General features: G+C 65.3%; 15 protein-coding genes. 6 read left to right on the top strand and 9 right to left on the bottom strand.

Annotated elements, in window-relative coordinates:
- Position 1 precedes the first annotated feature (1 nt).
- Together KW842_RS16240 and KW842_RS16235 are read left to right on the top strand one after the other, a co-directional pair.
- Positions 2 to 1171 (top strand): VWA domain-containing protein, encoded by a 1170-nt coding sequence (locus KW842_RS16240; protein WP_218305148.1) that lies wholly within the window; start codon positions 2 to 4, stop codon positions 1169 to 1171.
- 117 nt (positions 1172 to 1288) lie between these two features.
- Complete coding sequence (locus KW842_RS16235) at positions 1289 to 2185, top strand: GNAT family N-acetyltransferase (protein ID WP_218305147.1); 897 nt, start codon at positions 1289 to 1291, stop codon at positions 2183 to 2185.
- 4 nt (positions 2186 to 2189) lie between these two features.
- Here KW842_RS16235 and kdpE read toward each other — a convergent pair whose 3' ends face one another.
- From kdpE to KW842_RS16200, 7 genes are read right to left on the bottom strand one after another with little or no spacing between them, the layout of a single operon-like run.
- Entirely contained in the window at positions 2190 to 2882 is a 693-nt protein-coding gene (gene kdpE, locus KW842_RS16230; RefSeq protein ID WP_218305146.1) for a two-component system response regulator KdpE, read from the bottom strand.
- Positions 2875 to 5646 carry a two-component system sensor histidine kinase KdpD gene (gene kdpD, locus KW842_RS16225; protein WP_218305145.1) on the bottom strand — a complete coding sequence of 924 codons (2772 nt, stop codon included), beginning with the start codon at positions 5644 to 5646 and terminating at the stop codon, positions 2875 to 2877. Before kdpD ends, kdpE begins: the two co-directional genes overlap by 8 nt.
- A gap of 18 nt (positions 5647 to 5664) precedes the next feature.
- Entirely contained in the window at positions 5665 to 6252 is a 588-nt protein-coding gene (gene kdpC / locus KW842_RS16220) for a potassium-transporting ATPase subunit KdpC (protein WP_218305144.1), read from the bottom strand.
- Positions 6253 to 6262: 10 nt separating this feature from the next.
- Positions 6263 to 8383 carry a potassium-transporting ATPase subunit KdpB gene (gene kdpB, locus KW842_RS16215; protein WP_304515100.1) on the bottom strand — a complete coding sequence of 707 codons (2121 nt, stop codon included), beginning with the start codon at positions 8381 to 8383 and terminating at the stop codon, positions 6263 to 6265.
- Positions 8384 to 8392: 9 nt separating this feature from the next.
- Entirely contained in the window at positions 8393 to 10192 is a 1800-nt protein-coding gene (gene kdpA / locus KW842_RS16210) for a potassium-transporting ATPase subunit KdpA (RefSeq protein WP_218305143.1), read from the bottom strand.
- Positions 10189 to 10278 carry a potassium-transporting ATPase subunit F gene (locus KW842_RS16205; protein ID WP_218305142.1) on the bottom strand — a complete coding sequence of 30 codons (90 nt, stop codon included), beginning with the start codon at positions 10276 to 10278 and terminating at the stop codon, positions 10189 to 10191. Before KW842_RS16205 ends, kdpA begins: the two co-directional genes overlap by 4 nt.
- Complete coding sequence (locus KW842_RS16200; protein WP_218305141.1) at positions 10275 to 10376, bottom strand: potassium ABC transporter ATPase; 102 nt, start codon at positions 10374 to 10376, stop codon at positions 10275 to 10277. Before KW842_RS16200 ends, KW842_RS16205 begins: the two co-directional genes overlap by 4 nt.
- A gap of 194 nt (positions 10377 to 10570) precedes the next feature.
- On the opposite strand from KW842_RS16200, the gene dapA reads away from it, so the two are divergent.
- The 3 genes from dapA to KW842_RS16185 all read left to right on the top strand — a co-directional run bounded on the left by dapA (position 10571) and on the right by KW842_RS16185 (position 12956).
- Positions 10571 to 11515 (top strand): 4-hydroxy-tetrahydrodipicolinate synthase, encoded by a 945-nt coding sequence (gene dapA / locus KW842_RS16195; RefSeq protein ID WP_229223732.1) that lies wholly within the window; start codon positions 10571 to 10573, stop codon positions 11513 to 11515.
- Positions 11512 to 12111 carry a hypothetical protein gene (locus KW842_RS16190; RefSeq protein WP_218305140.1) on the top strand — a complete coding sequence of 200 codons (600 nt, stop codon included), beginning with the start codon at positions 11512 to 11514 and terminating at the stop codon, positions 12109 to 12111. Before dapA ends, KW842_RS16190 begins: the two co-directional genes overlap by 4 nt.
- Before the next feature lie 230 nt (positions 12112 to 12341).
- Positions 12342 to 12956 carry a hypothetical protein gene (locus KW842_RS16185; RefSeq protein ID WP_218305139.1) on the top strand — a complete coding sequence of 205 codons (615 nt, stop codon included), beginning with the start codon at positions 12342 to 12344 and terminating at the stop codon, positions 12954 to 12956.
- On the opposite strand, the gene KW842_RS16180 is transcribed toward KW842_RS16185, so the two are convergent.
- Together KW842_RS16180 and KW842_RS16175 are read right to left on the bottom strand one after the other, a co-directional pair.
- A complete protein-coding gene (locus tag KW842_RS16180; protein WP_218305138.1) occupies positions 12953 to 13717 on the bottom strand; it encodes a TorF family putative porin in 765 nt (254 codons plus the stop codon). The two genes, KW842_RS16185 and KW842_RS16180, sit on opposite strands and share 4 nt — an antisense overlap.
- A gap of 87 nt (positions 13718 to 13804) precedes the next feature.
- Entirely contained in the window at positions 13805 to 14104 is a 300-nt protein-coding gene (locus KW842_RS16175; RefSeq protein ID WP_218305137.1) for a hypothetical protein, read from the bottom strand.
- A 210-nt stretch (positions 14105 to 14314) separates the two neighbouring features.
- Here KW842_RS16175 and KW842_RS16170 point away from each other — a divergent pair, with 210 nt between their 5' ends.
- A complete protein-coding gene (locus KW842_RS16170; protein ID WP_218305136.1) occupies positions 14315 to 16312 on the top strand; it encodes a DNA topoisomerase IV subunit B in 1998 nt (665 codons plus the stop codon).
- Positions 16313 to 16360 lie beyond the last annotated feature (48 nt).

Below are 16360 nucleotides of genomic sequence, written 5' to 3'. Positions count from 1 at the left end.
GATGCTGATCGATTTTTTCTTCACGCTCAAGGACGCCAAGATCCCGGTGACCATCAAGGAGTTCCTGACGCTGCTGGAAGCCATGCAGAAGCAGGTGATCCCGCACGCGCTGGACGACTTCTACTACCTGGCGCGCCTGACACTGGTCAAGGACGAAGCCCACTTCGACAAGTTCGACCGCGCCTTCGGCCTGTACTTCAAGGGCGTCAGCGCAGCTTTCGACGAACAGGGCAGCGTGCCGCTGGACTGGCTGGTGCAGCGCATGAAGCGCGAGTTGACGCCGGAGCAGCTGGCCGCGCTGGAAAAATTCGGCTACGACAAGCTGATGGACCGCCTGCGCGAACTGCTGAAGGAGCAGAAGGAGCGCCACGAGGGCGGCAACAAATGGATCGGCACCGGCGGCACTTCGCCATTCGGCCACGGCGGCACCAATCCGGAAGGCGTGCGCATCGGCGGCAAGGGCGGCAACCGCACTGCGGTCAAGGTGTGGGAGGCGCGCGCCTACCAGGACTACGACGGCGAGCGTGAACTCGGCACCCGCAACATCAAGCTGGCGCTGCGCCGGCTGCGCAAGTTCGCCCGCCTCGGCGCGGCCGAGGAACTGGCGCTGGACGCCACCATCCGCGCCACCGCCAGCAACGCGGGCTATCTGGATATCAAGATGCAACCGGAGCGCAAGAACAATATCAAGGTGCTGATGCTGTTCGATGTCGGCGGTTCGATGGACGACCACATCGAGCGCACCGAGGAATTGTTCGCGGCGTCCAAGTCGGAATTCAAGAATATGGCGTTCTTTTACTTCCACAACTGCGTCTACGATTATCTGTGGCAGAACAACCGCCGCCGCCACACGGAGCGCTTCCCGACCTGGGATGTGCTGCGCAAGTATCCGCCGGATACCAAACTGATCTTCGTTGGCGACGCCACCATGAGCCCCTACGAAATCCTGCAGCCAGGCGGCTCGGTGGAATACAACAATCCGGAAGCCGGCAGCGCCTGGCTGGCGCGCTTCACCAGCACTTTTCCGAAATTCGTCTGGCTCAATCCTGAGCCGGAGGGTAGCTGGCAGTACCGCCAGTCGGTGTCCATTATCCGCCAGCTGATGAACCACCGCATGTATCCCTTGACCATGGACGGACTGGAGCGCGCCATGCGCACGCTCAGCAAATAACTAACGACAACATGGATTGCCAAGGGGATAAGAGGGTTAATTTTTATTCCATTCCTGAAACAATTCAATACAAATCATAAGTTGATTTGTCACTGTCACAAGCATTAGCCTTGTGTCATGTTCCGTTATCTGTCCCAGCGCCTGCGCGGCGCCAGCGGGCGCCAGCTGGCCTTGGTGCTGCTGCTGGCGCAAGCCTTGATCTTCTTTGTCGACGCCACTACCAGCGCGACGATTTCGTTCGCCCCTTTCTATAGCCTGCCGGTGGCGCTGGCCGCGTGGCGGCTGCGCCTGCCCGGCGTGCTGTTGTTTGTCAGCCTGTCCACGCTGCTGCGCGTCTACGATTACGACAACCTGCACCATGACACGCCGCTGATGCTGTTTTACGACGTCCTGCAAAGCGCTGTCTTCTACGGTCTGGTCGCGCTGCTGACGCACCAGGTGCGGCTGACCATGGATCGGCTGGCGCAGCATGCCGGCAGCTTCCAGCGCAAGGCCCGCCAGGCGCGCCATTATCGCCATCTGGACGCCGCCATCCGCCGCGCCGTGCACAGCGACGTCCCAGCCATCGTGCGCCTGACGGTCGGCGCCAACCATGATGGCGCCTTTAATAGCGATGTCGCCGATGCCGGGCGCCAGGCGCAGTTGAGCGCGCACTTTACCAAGGGCATCGCCAGCGGCACTGTGCTGCGTGATAAGTGGGGCGGCGGCCAATCCATGGTGCCGGTGGAATTCTGGGTGTCAGAACAGGATGGCCAGTTGAGCGGCTACATCATGGTGCTGGGCCTGGATGATAGCCACGGTCCAGAGCGCGAGCTGCACGCGCTGGCGGTCGATCCGGCTTTCCGCGGCCAGGGCGTGGGCACCGCACTGGTGGACTTTTTCTGTACCCGCTATCAGCAGCGGCGCTTGGTGGTGGGCTGCAAGACCGACTCGCAGATGATGCAGATGCTGCGCCGGCGTAGCTTCCACTACCACGGCAGCGCCCAGGACTACGATCTGATGGTGCGCGGCTGAAGCGCTAAAGTTGCAGCCGGTAGCCAACCGCCGTTTCGGTCAGCAGGTAGCGCGGCTGGGTCGGATCTTCCTCCAGCTTGTGCCGCAAATGGCCCATGTAGATGCGCAGGTAGTGGCCGTTTTCCGCCTGTGACGGTCCCCACACGGCGCGCAGCAGCTGCGGGTTGCTCATCACCCGCCCGGCATTCGCCACCAGCACCGCCAGCAGCCGGTATTCGGTCGGCGTCAGATGCACATGCGCACCGCCGCGCGTGACACGGCGGTTTTGCAGGTCCACCAGCACCTCCCCGAATTGCACCAGGCCGCTGTTGCCGGCGGCCGGCTGGCGCTGCCGGCGCAGGGTGGCGCGCACCCGCGCCAGCAACTCTCCGGTGCCGAACGGCTTGCTCAGGTAGTCGTCGGCGCCGGCGTCCAGCGCGCGGATCTTGTCGTCCTCGCTGACCCGCGCCGACAGTACGATTACCGGCACCGCCGACCATTTGCGCAAGTCGGTGATGAAGTCGATGCCGTCGCCATCCGGCAGGCCGAGGTCCAGCACGATCAGGTCCGGCTTGCGGGTGCCGGCGTCGATCAGGCCGCGCTGCATGCCGGGCGCCTCGTGCACCTGCCAGCCCTCCTGCTCCAGCGCGGCGCGCACAAAGCGGCGGATCTGCGGTTCGTCTTCGACCAGCAGAGCGGTCGGCGCGGTGTCATGCATGTTCTTCCTCCTCCGGCATGGCCGGTGGTGTGCCCAGCGGCAGCGTGATGGTGAAGCCGGCGCCGCCCAGCGGGCTGCGCCCGGCGCTGATGCGGCCGCCGTGCGCCTCGATGATGGCGCGGCAGATCGCCAGCCCCAGGCCGACACCGGGCTTGGCCGACTCGCGCTCGCCGCGCGTGAATTTTTCAAACAGTGCTTCTTCGCGCCCCGGCGGCAGGCCCGGCCCGTCGTCGTCCACCTGGATGTTGATCCAGGCGCCATGCAGCGCTGCGCTGATGACGATGTGCGCGCCTGGCGGCGTGTATTTGGCGGCGTTTTCCAGCAGGTTGACCAGCACCCTTTCGATCAGCACTGCGTCGTAGCGCAGCAGCGGCAGGCCGGGCGGCAGCTGGGTGCTGATGCGCTGCGCGCGTAGCGTGGCGGCGCTGGCGCGCAGCGCGCTGCCGACCACTTCTTCCAGCGGCTGCCATTGCAGGTTGAAGCGCACTTCGCCGCTCTGGATGCGCGCCATGTCCAGCAGGTTGGCCACCATGGTGCTCATGCGCAGCGCTTCGTCATGCAGCGCGCGCGCCACTTCCTGGTGGGCTGCGCTGAGTGGCGGCTGCGCGCCGGCCAGCGATTCGGACAGGCCGACCAGCGAGGTCAGTGGCGTGCGCAGGTCATGCGACAGCGCCGCCAGCAGCGAGTTGCGCAGCCGCTCGGATTCCATGCTGACCAGCGCGCCCTGCGCCACTTCGATGTAGTGCACCCGCTCCAGCGCGATCGCCGCCAATGCGGCAAAGGTGTCCAGTTGCTGGCGCTGCTCGGGGATCAGTATCCAGCGCCGCTGCTCTGGTTCGATCGCCAGTACGCCACGGGTGCGCATCGGCGCCACCAGCGGCAGGTAGAAGATGCGGCTGGCCGGCAGGGTGTCGGTGCCCAGTCCGGCCGGCTCGGCGCGGTCAAACGACCATTGGGCGATGCCCAGGTCCAGCCGCCCTGCTTCGCCGCTGGCGGCGCTGCCGGCGCTGGCCTCCGGCGCTTGCAGGCGGCCGTCGTCATCCGGCAGCAGCAGCGTGGCGCGCGCCATGAAGGCTTGCTGGATCACGCTTTGCGTGCTGTCGAAGATTTGCGCGGTCTGCAATGCGCCGGACAGTTCGCGGGCGAATTCGTACAGCGCCCGCGCGCGCCGTTCGCGCTGGCCGGCTACCCGCGCCTGGAAGCGCAGGCCAGCGGTCAGGTGGCCGGTGATCAGGCCGACCGCCAGCATCACCAGGAAAGTAATCAGATACTGGAAGTCGCTGACCGCCAGCGTGAAGCGCGGCGGCACGAAGAAGAAGTCGAAGCTGGCCACACTGACGCAGGTGGCCAGCACCGATGGGCCGCGCCCGTAGCGCACCGCCACCAGCACCACCACCAGCAGGAATAGCATGGCGATATTGGCCAGGTCCAGCCAGGGCAGCATCGGCGTGGCCGCCAGCGCAGTGGCCACGCCGGCCAGCGCCGCCACCACGTAGCCGGTGACGCGCCGCCGCAGACCGCGCGCCGCGCTGTCGCGGCTGTCGCTGTCGATATCGGGCAGCGGCGGCTTGCTGAACGATGCGGCGGCCTGCTGGCGCGGCGCGCCGATGTCGATCAGGTCGATGTCCGGCGCCAGCTGCGCCAGCCGCTTGCTGAGCGGCGCTCGCCATGGCCACCTTGCTTGCGCGCGGCCCAGCACCAGCTTGGACAGGTTGTGGCTGCGCGCGTACGCCAGCGCCTCCTGCGCGACGCCGTGGCCGGACAGCACGGCCGTGCTGGCGCCCAGGTCTTCGGCCAGCTTGAGCTGCTTGAGGATGTGCTCGCGCTGCGCAGCCGGCAGCTTTTGCAGCGCCGGCGTTTCGACGTACACCGCGTGCCAGCCGGTACCCAGCTGGCCGGCCAGCCGCGCCGCGCTGCGCACCGTGTGTTCGCCGTCGCCGTGCGGGCCGACGCAGGCCAGCAGCGCCGCGCCGGTTTTCCAGATGTCGGCAATCGATTTTTCTACCCGGTAGGCGCGCACATCGTCTTCGATGCGGTCGGCAGTGCGGCGCAGCGCCAGTTCGCGCAGCGCGATCAGGTTCCCTTTGCGGAAGAAGTTCTTGGCGGCCCGTTCGGCCTGCGCGGCCTGGTATACCTTGCCGCTTTGCAGGCGCGCCAGCAGTTCGTCGGCCGGCAGGTCGACCAGCACCACTTCGTCGGCCTGGTCGAATACCGTGTCCGGCACGGTTTCGCCGATGCGGATGCCGGTGATGCCGCCCACCACGTCGTTCAGGCTTTCCAGGTGCTGCACGTTGACGGTGGTGAGCACGTCGATGCCGGCATCCAGCAGTTCTTCGACGTCCTGCCAGCGTTTCGGGTGGCGCGAGCCGGGCGCGTTGCTGTGCGCCAGTTCGTCGATCAGGATCAGCGGCGGGCGGGCCGCCAGCGCGCCGTCCAGGTCGAATTCCTGCAGCTGCTTGCCACGGTGCGCTACCAGCCGTGGCGGCAGCTGCGGCAAGCCGGCCAGCATGGCGGCGGTGTCGGTGCGGCCGTGGGTTTCCACCACGCCGACCAGCAACGGCTGGCCGGCTTCCAGCAGCTTGCGCGCGGCGCCCAGCATGGCGTAGGTTTTGCCGACGCCGGCCGAGGCGCCGAAGTAGATCCGCAGCTTGCCGCGCACCGCCTTGCGCTCCTGCGCCTGCACCTGCGCCAGCAGCGCGTCGGGGTCGGGTCTTACGGGCTCCCGGCGTACGGGCTCCCGGCGTAGGGTGTCGTGGTTGGCCATGCGCGGATTGTACTCGCCTTATTGCTGGCGGTGCGGGCTGGCCTGGTCCAGCGCCAGGTTCAGCGCCAGCACGTTGACCCGCGCCTCGCCGAAGAAGCCCAGCCACTGCGGCTGGGTGTGGCGTTCGATCAGCGCCAGCAGCTGTTCGTGGCTGAGCTTGCGCGCGGCGGCCACCCGGCCGGCCTGGTAGCGCGCGGCGGCCACGCTGATTTCCGGGTCCAGGCCGCTGGCCGAGGCGGTGACCAGGTCGATCGGGATGGCGGCGCTGTTGGACGGGTCGGCGGCTTGCAGCGCGCCGATGCGGCTTTTGACGGCGTCCAGCAGCGCCGGATTGCTTGGCCCCTGGTTGGCGCCGCCCGAGCCGGCCGCGTTGTTCGGCATCGGCGCGGTGGCCGATGGCCGCCCCCAGAAGTACTGCGGCGAAGTGAAGGCCTGGCCGATCAGCAGCGAGCCGGCCGGCTGGCCGTTGACGGCCACCAGGCTGCCGCCGGCCTGCGCCGGGAACACGGCGCTGCCGATGCCGGTCACGGCCAGCGGGTAGGCCACGCCGCAGATCAGCGTCAGTGCGGCGAAGATGGTGAGGGCGGGACGAAGTTGGTTTGCCATGGCGGCCTCCTTAGACGAGATTGAATGCGGCCAGCAGCAGGTCGATGGCCTTGATGCCGATGAACGGCAGGATGATGCCGCCCGCGCCATACAGCAGCAGGTTGCGGCGCAGCAGCGCCACCGCGCCGATCGCCCGGTATTGCACGCCCTTCAGCGCCAGCGGAATCAGCACCACGATGATCAGCGCGTTGAAGATCAGCGCCGACATGATGGCCGATGCCGGGCTGGCCAGCTGCATGATGTCCAGCGCCTTCAGCTGCGGATAGGTGCCGACAAACGCCGCCGGGATGATGGCGAAGTATTTGGCGATGTCGTTGGCGATCGAGAAGGTGGTCAGCGAGCCGCGCGTCATCAGCATCTGCTTGCCGATTTCAACGATCTCCAGCAGCTTGGTCGGATTCGAATCCAGGTCGACCATATTGCCGGCCTCCTTGGCGGCCTGGGTGCCGGAGTTCATCGCCACCGCCACGTCGGCCTGCGCCAGTGCCGGCGCGTCATTGGTGCCGTCGCCGGTCATCGCCACCAGCCGGCCTTCGGCCTGGTACTGGCGTATCAGTTTCAGCTTGTCTTCCGGCGTGGCTTCGGCCAGGAAGTCGTCCACGCCCGCCTCGGCGGCAATCGCGGCGGCGGTCAGCTGGTTGTCGCCGGTGATCATCACGGTCTTGATGCCCATGCGGCGCAGTTCGGCGAAGCGCTCCTTGATGCCGCCCTTGACGATGTCTTTCAGTTCGACCACGCCCATCACCCGCTGACCGTCGACCACCACCAGCGGCGTGCTGCCACGGCGCGAGATATCGTCAACGCTGCGCGCGATCTCGGCCGGATATGGCTGGCCCAGCGATTCGACGTATTTGCGCACGGTGTCGGCCGCGCCCTTGCGGATCGCCCGGCTGCCGATGTCGATGCCGCTCATGCGCGTCTGCGCGGTGAACGGCACGAACACCGCGTTCAGCACCGCCATCTCGCGCTCGCGGATGTTGAACTTCTGCTTGGCCAGCACCACGATGCTGCGCCCTTCCGGCGTGTCGTCGGCCAGCGACGCCAGTTGCGCCACGTCGGCCAGCTGCTGCTCGCTGACGCCCGGCGCCGGCACGAAGGCGGCCGCCTGGCGGTTGCCCAGCGTGATGGTGCCGGTTTTATCCAGCAGCAGCACATCGACGTCGCCGGCCGCCTCCACCGCGCGGCCCGAGGTGGCGATCACATTCGCCTGCATCATGCGGCTCATGCCGGCCACGCCGATGGCGCTCAACAGGCCGCCGATGGTGGTCGGGATCAGGCAGACCAGCAGCGCGATCAGCACGGTGATCGTCACCGGCTTAGTTACCACACCTGCGGCGCCGGCGGCGCTGACCGAGAACAGCGAGAACGGCAGCAAGCTCACGGTCACCACCAGGAACACGATGGTCAGCGCCACCAGCAGGATGGTCAGCGCGATTTCGTTGGGCGTTTTCTGGCGCTTGGCGCCCTCCACCATCGAGATCATGCGGTCGAGGAAGGTTTCACCGGGATTGGCGGTGACGCGCACCACCAGCCAGTCCGACAGCACCCGGGTGCCGCCGGTGACCGAGGAGAAGTCGCCGCCCGATTCGCGTATCACCGGCGCCGATTCGCCGGTGATCGCGCTTTCGTCCACCGAGGCCACGCCTTCGATCACCTCGCCGTCGATCGGGATCACGTCGCCCGCTTCGACCAGGATGTAATGGCCCTTGCGCAGGTCCAGCGCCGGCTGCGGCAGCCAGGTGGTGCCGTGCTTGGGCGTGGCCAGCTTCTTGGCGGTGACGGTCTGCTTCAGGCTGCGCAGCGAGGCCGCCTGCGCCTTGCTGCGCCCCTCGGCCAGCGCTTCGGCGAAGTTGGCGAACAACACGGTGAACCACAGCCAGACCGCGGCAGCGACAATGAAGCCGGCCGGCGCCTCGCCCTGCCCGGTCAGCGCCTGCGCCGCCAGCAGGCTGGTGATGATGCTGCCGATGTAGACCACGAACATCACCGGGCTGCGCAACTGGGTGCGCGGATGCAGCTTGCGGAAGGCGTCGGCGATGGCCGGCGCCAGCAGCTGCGTGTCGAACATGCTCAGCTTGCGGGCCGGCGGATTGGTAAAGAGGGTCATCTCTTTTGGGGTAGCTTGGGACATGATGATTCCTTATTTTGCAAACAGCTGCAGGTGTTCGGCCACCGGGCCGAGCGCCAGCGCCGGCACGTAATTGAGCACGCCGACCAGCACCACCACGCCGCACAGCAGGCCGATGAACATGCCGCCGTGGGTCGGCATGGTGCCGGCGTTGGCCTCCAGCCGCTGCTTGCCGGCCAGCGAGCCGGCGATGGCCAGAATCGGCACAATCATGGCGAAGCGCCCGAACCACATGGCGATCGCCAGCATGCTGTTGTAGAACGGCGTGTTGGCCGATAGCCCGGCAAACGCACTGCCGTTGTTGTTGGCGGCCGAGCTGAAGGCGTACAGGATTTCCGAGAAGCCGTGTGCGCCAGGATTGGCGATGCCGGCCTTGCCGGCCTCGCACAGCACCGCGATGGCGGTGCCGGCCAGCACCAGCGTCGGCGTCACCAGGATGGCGATCGCGGTCATCTTCATTTCATGCGCCTGAATTTTCTTGCCCAGGTATTCCGGCGTGCGGCCTATCATCAGGCCGGCGATGAACACCGCCATGATGGCGAACACCAGCATGCCGTACAGGCCGCTGCCGACGCCGCCGAAGATCACTTCGCCGAACTGCATCAGCAACATCGGGATCAGGCCGCCGATCGGCGTCAGCGAGTCGTGCATGGCGTTGACCGCACCGCACGAGGCGGCGGTGGTGACCGCCACGAACAGTGACGAGGCGCTGATGCCGAAGCGGGTTTCCTTGCCTTCCATATAGCCCTGGCTTTGGTCGATATTGAGCGCCTGCAGGCCCGGATGCGCGCTTTGCTCGGCCCCCATCACCACGCAGGTGCAGATCACGAATAGCACCGTCATCGCGGCCAGCACCGCCCAGCCCTGGCGCTGGTCGCCGACCATGCGGCCAAAGGCGAAGCACAGGCCGGCAGGGATCAGGAAGATGGCCAGCATCTGCGCGAAGTTGCTCAGCGCGGTAGGATTTTCATAGGGATGCGCCGAGTTGGCGTTGAAGAAGCCGCCGCCATTGGTGCCCAGCATCTTGATCGCTTCCTGCGAGGCGACCGGGCCCATGGCGATGGTCTGGGTAGTGGCGCTGAGGTTTTCCAGCACCGGCTGGCCTTGCGCGTCCTTCAGCGGCTGGCCGTCGGCGCCGGCTTTCGGCTGGCTGTAGCTGACCGGGTCGAGCAGCTGCACTTCCTGATACGGCTTGAAGTTCTGGATCACGCCCTGCGCCATCAGGAATACCGCCAGCAGCAGCGACAGCGGCAGCAGCACATACAGCGTGGAGCGGGTCAGGTCGACCCAGAAATTGCCGATCGACTGGGCCGAGCGCGCGGCGAAGCCGCGTATCAGCGCATAGGCGACCGCGATGCCGGTGGCGGCCGAGAAGAAGTTCTGGCCGGCCAGCACCAGCATCTGGGTCAGGTAGCTCATGGTCTGTTCGCCGCTGTAGCCCTGCCAGTTGGTGTTGGCGACAAAGCTGACGGCGGTGTCGAAGGCGGAATCCGGGCTGACATTGGCCAGCGCCTGCGGATTCAGCGGCAGCCAGGCTTGTACCCGCTGCAGGCCGTAGGTGGCCAGTGCGCCGATCAGGCTGAAGAGCAGCAGCGAGGCGGCGTAGGTTTTCCAGCCCTGGCCTTGGTCCGGGTTGACGCCGGCGGCGCGGTAGATCAGGCGCTCCAGCCTGGCCAGCCAGCCCATGCCTGGCATCGGGCTGCTACCGGCGGCGCCCGCGCCGACGCGCGTCAGCAGCAGGCCGAGCGGCCAGGCCAGCGCCAGCAGCACGGTCAGGAAGACGATCAGCAGCACCGTGGATTGCGTGGTCATAGGTCCTCCGCTTTCACCAGCGCTACCACCAGGTAGACCAGCAGGCCGGCCGCCGCGATGGCGCCGATCACATAGAACGTGTTCATGGCTGGCCTCCCTGTTCGCCCAGCTTGCTGCAGCCGGCGGCCAGCGCCACCGTCAGCAGATACAACAGCGCCGTAGCGCCGATAAATACTAAGTCCATCACACCCTCACAGGTCTTGTTTTTGATAGCGTGAAGCTTAGCCAGATCGGTCTAAAGATTTTGTAAAGACTTGCCGGCCGGGTGTAAACAAAGCGTAAAAATTGACGCCGCGTTTACGCGCTGCGCGCCACTCTTTAGAACATTTTTACGGGGCTGTCGCTACGCTGGAAGCATTGCAACCACCTTGGAATATCATGAATTCTTTACACGGCATCTGGGTGCCGCTAGTGACGCCCATGCATCACGGCGAGCTGGATCTGGCGCGCTTGCAGCGGCTGGCCGAGCGGCTGATCGACGACGGCGCCCACGGGCTGGTGGTGTGCGGCACCACCGGCGAGGCCCCGCAGCTGGATCTGGCCGAGCAGAGCGCGGCGCTGGCGGCGGTGCTGGAGGTGGCGCGCCGGCGCTGCCCGGTGTTGATGGGCATCGGCGGCAGCGATACCTTAGCCGCCGCCAGCCGGGTGCTGGAGTTTGACGATGCTGAACTGGCCGGCTATCTGGTGTCGACACCGGCCTATGTACGGCCTTCACAGGAAGGCCTGCTGCGCCATTTCGAGACCATCGCCGATTCCACCGGCCGGCCCATCGTGCTGTACAACGTGCCGGCGCGCACCGGCGTGTGCCTGGAGCTGGCCACCGCGCGCAAGCTGGCGCAGCGGCCGCAGTTCGCCGCCATCAAGGAGGCCGGCGGCAGCCTGCAGCAGATGATGGATCTGGTGCAGCATACGCCGCTGGCGGTATTGTGCGGCGATGATCCCCTGCTGTTTCCGGCGCTGTGCGGTGGTGCGCATGGGGCGATTTCGGCGTCGGCGCATATCCGCACCGATTTGTATGTGCAGTTGTTTGATCTGGTGTGCGCACAGCGGCTGGACGAGGCGCGCGCGCTGGCCGCACAGTTGCTGCCGATGATGCATCTGCTGTTTTCCGAGCCGAATCCGGCGCCGTTGAAAGCGCTGCTCAGCATGCAGGGCCTGCTGCACGACGAGCTGCGCCTGCCGATGATGCCAGCCACCACGGCCTGCAAAAACCTGCTGGCCGCCGCGCTGGAAACGCTTGCCGCCATCCCCCGCTACCGCCCCGCCGCCAGCCTAAGCAACGGTGCACGCTATTCTCTGTCGCATGCGAGGGCTGCGCTATGATCGTCGCACTGACTGGGGTGGACGGCGACGGCGACAGCGCCGTCGCCGATCTGGCCGAGGATCTGGCCATGCTGCGCGTGGCCGCCGGCAAGCGCGTGCTGCTGGTGTCGCCCAATCCCGGCCACTACGATCCGCAATTGTTCGACGATCTGGTGATCCACGCCACTGCGCGCAGTCCTGATGCTGTGCTGGCCCGCGCCAACGTCATCCTCGCCCTGATCCGGCCCGCAGCGTTGCAGCGCGATGGCTGCGCCGAACTGCTGGCGCGCCTGAAATTTGTGCAAAGCGCGAATCCGTCGGCACAGATGCTGGTGGCCATTGCCCACGGCCGCCGCCCGCTGACAGCACACCAGGCCGGCAGCGTGCTGGTCTTCGTCGCGCAACTGCCGCGCGCACGCCTCGCCGATACGCTGGTCCTTGAGGATGGCGGCCAGAATACCTACCACTCCCGCCACAGCGAACTCGAACTCCCCGCCTACAAGCAAGACCAGCGGCTGTGCGCTCCCGAAGTGCGCCATCTTTACCGCGAAATTTTCCCTGCCTGCCCCAACGAGCGCCGCTTCGCTGCCTTGATGCCAAGAGCCTGCCCGATATAGCCGGGCGGATGCGGGGCGGGAGTATAGGGAGGGGGTGTTGGTTTTTCGGCTTTTACTAAAATTGCCTAAGCGGTACTACTAAACGCTAATCAACTATATTCCGCACTATTGGGGAATTGGGAGAACTAAAAATCATGCGGAGCACTCTAAATAGTATGAGTTAGGGCACTGCAGTACTAAATATTAGTAGTTAGCAGATTTTAGTAAAACCCCTTTTTCGGAGACCCCTCATGGATACCCTGCGTTCTTCCGTCCGCCTGCCGTGCGACATTCTTGTTGAGCTGGGAGAGCTCACCGGATATGCCTGGAACAGTTGGGAACTTGCACCCACCATCTGCGACGCGATACGCGGCTATATGCGCCCGCCAGCGTCAAACAAGCACGATGAGACGGCCGCCGTTGCGAACGCCAGCACCGAAGCGGGCCACCAATGGAAGCAGCTATTCCTGCCCGAAGGCACCAGACTGCGTGCCGCCTTCGGAGGCGAGCCCTATTTTGCGGTCGTCAAAGGTGCAGAAATCCGGTGCGGCGACCGCACCGTCACACCATCCGGCTTCGCCAACCTGCAAGGCAGCGGCAACCGCAACGCCTGGAAGGCGGTCTGGCTGCGTTTTCCCGGCAATGAACAATGGGTGCTGGCCGACGTCTGCCGGAGCAAACAAAAAATCGCCATCGCGCGCCTGTTCGGCGCCGCCGATGACGAAAATGCCGCCAGTCGGGAAAAAGCCGCCGCCAGCCCTGCAAACGCCGGCCCCGCGCGTGACAGCCGGGACAAAGGCGGCACGCATAGCAAGCTTGGCAAACGCCATAAGCGTCATGCGGCGGCGCGCGGGCGATCCGATTAGAACACTTTGCTGATGGTCAGCTGCAGCGCGTTTTTGCCAAGGAACTTGCCATTGGCGGCCGAGGTATAGGCCGATTCATTGGCGTTGGTGCCAATCACCGCCAGCGCGCCGGTCACTACGCCGAAGTCCTTGGTCACACCCAGCTTCCAGTCAGTGTAGGAAGCGGCATCGTTATGCTTGACCTCCTGACGGCCGGCGTGCAGGTTGACGACAAAACCATCGCCCGCCTCAATATTCGCGCCCAGATCCAGATAGCCGCTGTTCTTGCTGTCGGCAAAACCGAACAGATTCGTCACCGCATGCGAATACTTCACATAAGCCGGGCCATAACCCAGCTGGCCATACACCTCGGTGGTATTGGCGCTGACCGGCAGCTGATTGGACGCATACACATACGTCAGCACGCCCACATCATACGAAACATCCGCCGTCAGTTGCCCGCGCTTGCCGGCATAGATATCCAGTTCCACGCTGCCATCGCCGCCGGCATCCTTCACCCAGGTGATGGTCGACGCCCACGCGCCCACATACAGGCCGGCCGGATTGTTGACGTAATCCGCACCGCCCTGCAAGGCCGGCTGCAAGCGCGTCTGCGAGATGCCGCGATAGCGGTAGTCGCTGATCGCCGCCACGTTGAAGCTGACCGCATTGTCCGGCACGGCCGCCGCTGCGGCCTCCTGCGCGAGCGCGGCAGGGGCCGCCGTAGCGGCAAGGGCGGCAACAGCAGCGGCAAGGGCTGCGGCAGGTGCAAACTTATTCATATATTTCCTATCAGTGTAGCTATCAGTGGTTGAAAATTTCGCGGTACAGAACGTCCATGCCGGCCGTGACGCGGCCCTCGGTGCCAATCATGCGGCCGACCGGTGTGCCAGCGGCGTCAGGCGGCCGAATTCAGCACCCGGCAAGGCGCGCATCACCGCCTCCATCACCTGCCCGGCCAGCGCCCGCGACAGGCACAGCCAGACCCGCACACGGGCGCCGTGGTCGCAGGCTTCGACCCGCATGAACTGCATGGCGTCGCCACAGGTGCGCACCACCAGCGCCCGCAAGTCGGTCACCGCCGCCACGTCCACGGTCAGCTGCATCAGGCAGGAACGCGCCGGCGCGGCATGGCGGCGCGGGGCTTGGGCGGGGAAAAAGGCGTGCATGGCGTAGCTCCAGGTCAGCGTTTCGATACCGGAAAGCTTAACGATGGCGTCGTAAAAACGGTCTAAAAAGGTGGGCCGGGGCTGTAAACATCGTGTATAAATTGCGCACTGCGCAATTTTTGCCGCGATTTTCCACAGTTGAGGATAGAATACGCAAACAATCCGCAAACTGTACATAAACCCAGTATCAAAAACACAAGCTGCTCACGTATGGCCACCAAAAAACCAGTTTCCGACTATAGCGAATCATCCATCCGGGTCCTCAAGGGGCTGGAACCAGTCAAGCAGCGTCCGGGGATGTACACCCGCACCGAGAATCCGCTGCACATCATCCAGGAAGTGATCGACAATGCCGCCGACGAAGCGCTGGGCGGCAACTGTAACAACATCATCGTGACGCAGAACGCCGACGGCAGCGTCACCGTCGAAGACGACGGACGCGGCATCCCGGTCGGCCTGCACCCGGAAGAAGGCGTGCCGACAGTGGAAATCGTCTTCACCCGGCTGCACGCCGGCGGCAAGTTCGACAAGGGCAGCGGCGGCGCCTATGCCTTCTCCGGCGGCCTGCACGGAGTCGGCGTATCGGTCACCAATGCGCTCTCGAAACGGCTGGAAATCACCGTCTGGCGCAAGGAGCCGAACGGTACGGGCCTGCACCATCTGGTGTTTGAGAATGGCGACGTCAGCGCACCACTGACCTCGGTGGTCGCCCCGCGCGACGCCAAGAAATCCGGCACCAGGGTCACCGTCTGGCCAGATGCGAAATACTTCGACTCGGCCGCCATCTCGCAAACCGAGCTGCAACGGCTGCTGCGTTCCAAGGCGGTGCTGCTGCCCGGCGTGACGGTCACGCTGGCCAACGGCAAGACCGGCGAGTCGCAAACATGGCAATACAACGACGGCCTGCGCGGCTACCTGACCGAGGCGCTGGCGCAATCCACCGACGGCGAAACGCTGATCCCGCTGTTCGAAGGCGAGCAGTTCGCCGGCCCGGACGCCGAAGGCTTCGCCGAGGGCGAAGGCGCGTCGTGGGTGGTGGCCTGGACCGAGCAAGGCGCCATCGTGCGCGAATCGTATGTCAACCTGATCCCGACGCCCAACGGCGGCACCCACGAATCCGGCCTGCGCGACGGCCTGTACGGCGCGGTCAAGAACTTCGTCGAAATGCACTCGCTGCTGCCGAAAGGCGTCAAGCTGCTGCCGGAGGACGTGTTCGCACGCGCCTCGTTCGTGCTGTCGGCCAAGGTGCTGGACCCGCAATTCCAGGGCCAGATCAAGGAACGCCTGAACTCGCGCGACGCAGTGCGGCTGGTGTCCACCTATTCCAAGCCGGCGCTGGAACTGTGGCTGAACCACCATGTCGACTACGGCAAAAAGCTGGCCGAACTGGTCATCAAACAGGCGCAATCGCGCCTGCGCTCGGCGCAAAAAGTCGAGAAGAAGAAATCTTCGGGCGTGGCCGTGCTGCCGGGCAAGCTGACCGACTGCGAATCGACCGATGTCGAACGCACCGAACTGTTCCTGGTCGAGGGCGATTCCGCCGGCGGCTCGGCCAAGATGGGCCGCGACAAGGAATTCCAGGCCATCCTGCCGCTGCGCGGCAAGGTGCTGAACTCGTGGGAGACCGACAAGGACCGCCTGTTCGCCAATAACGAAATCCACGACATCTCGGTGGCCATCGGCGTCGACCCGCACACGCCGAACGACACCCCCGACCTGTCCGGCCTGCGCTACGGAAAAATCTGCATCCTCTCCGATGCGGACGTCGATGGCTCGCACATCCAGGTGCTGCTGCTGACGCTGTTCTTCAAACACTTCCCCGGCCTGATCGCCAACGGCAATATCTGCATCGCCCGTCCGCCGCTGTACCGCGTCGACGCGCCGGCGCGCGGCAAGAAACCAATCCAGAAGCTGTACGCGCTGGACGACGGCGAACTGACCGCCATCGAAGACAAGCTGCGCAAGGACGGCCTCAAAGAAGGCGCCTGGTCGATCAGCCGCTTCAAGGGCCTGGGCGAGATGAACGCCGAACAGCTGTGGGAAACCACCATGAATCCGGATACCCGCCGCCTGCTGCCGGTGTCGCTGGGCAGCTATGGCCTGCACGAATCGGCCGCCCGTTTCAATATGCTGATGGGCAAAGGCGAAGCGGCCGCACGCCGCGCCTGGATCGAAGAACACGGCAACGAAGCCGAAGCAGATATCTAACAGAACACCACCATGACTCAAGCAAATCTCTTTGACGAACCGGCGCCG

Origin of the sequence: Duganella sp. sic0402 (genome assembly GCF_019219065.1) — a bacterium.
In the GTDB taxonomy this organism is placed as follows: domain Bacteria; phylum Pseudomonadota; class Gammaproteobacteria; order Burkholderiales; family Burkholderiaceae_D; genus Rugamonas.
The sequence above is the reverse complement of the archived record's forward strand: the minus strand, read 5'-3'. Positions and strand labels throughout refer to the sequence as shown.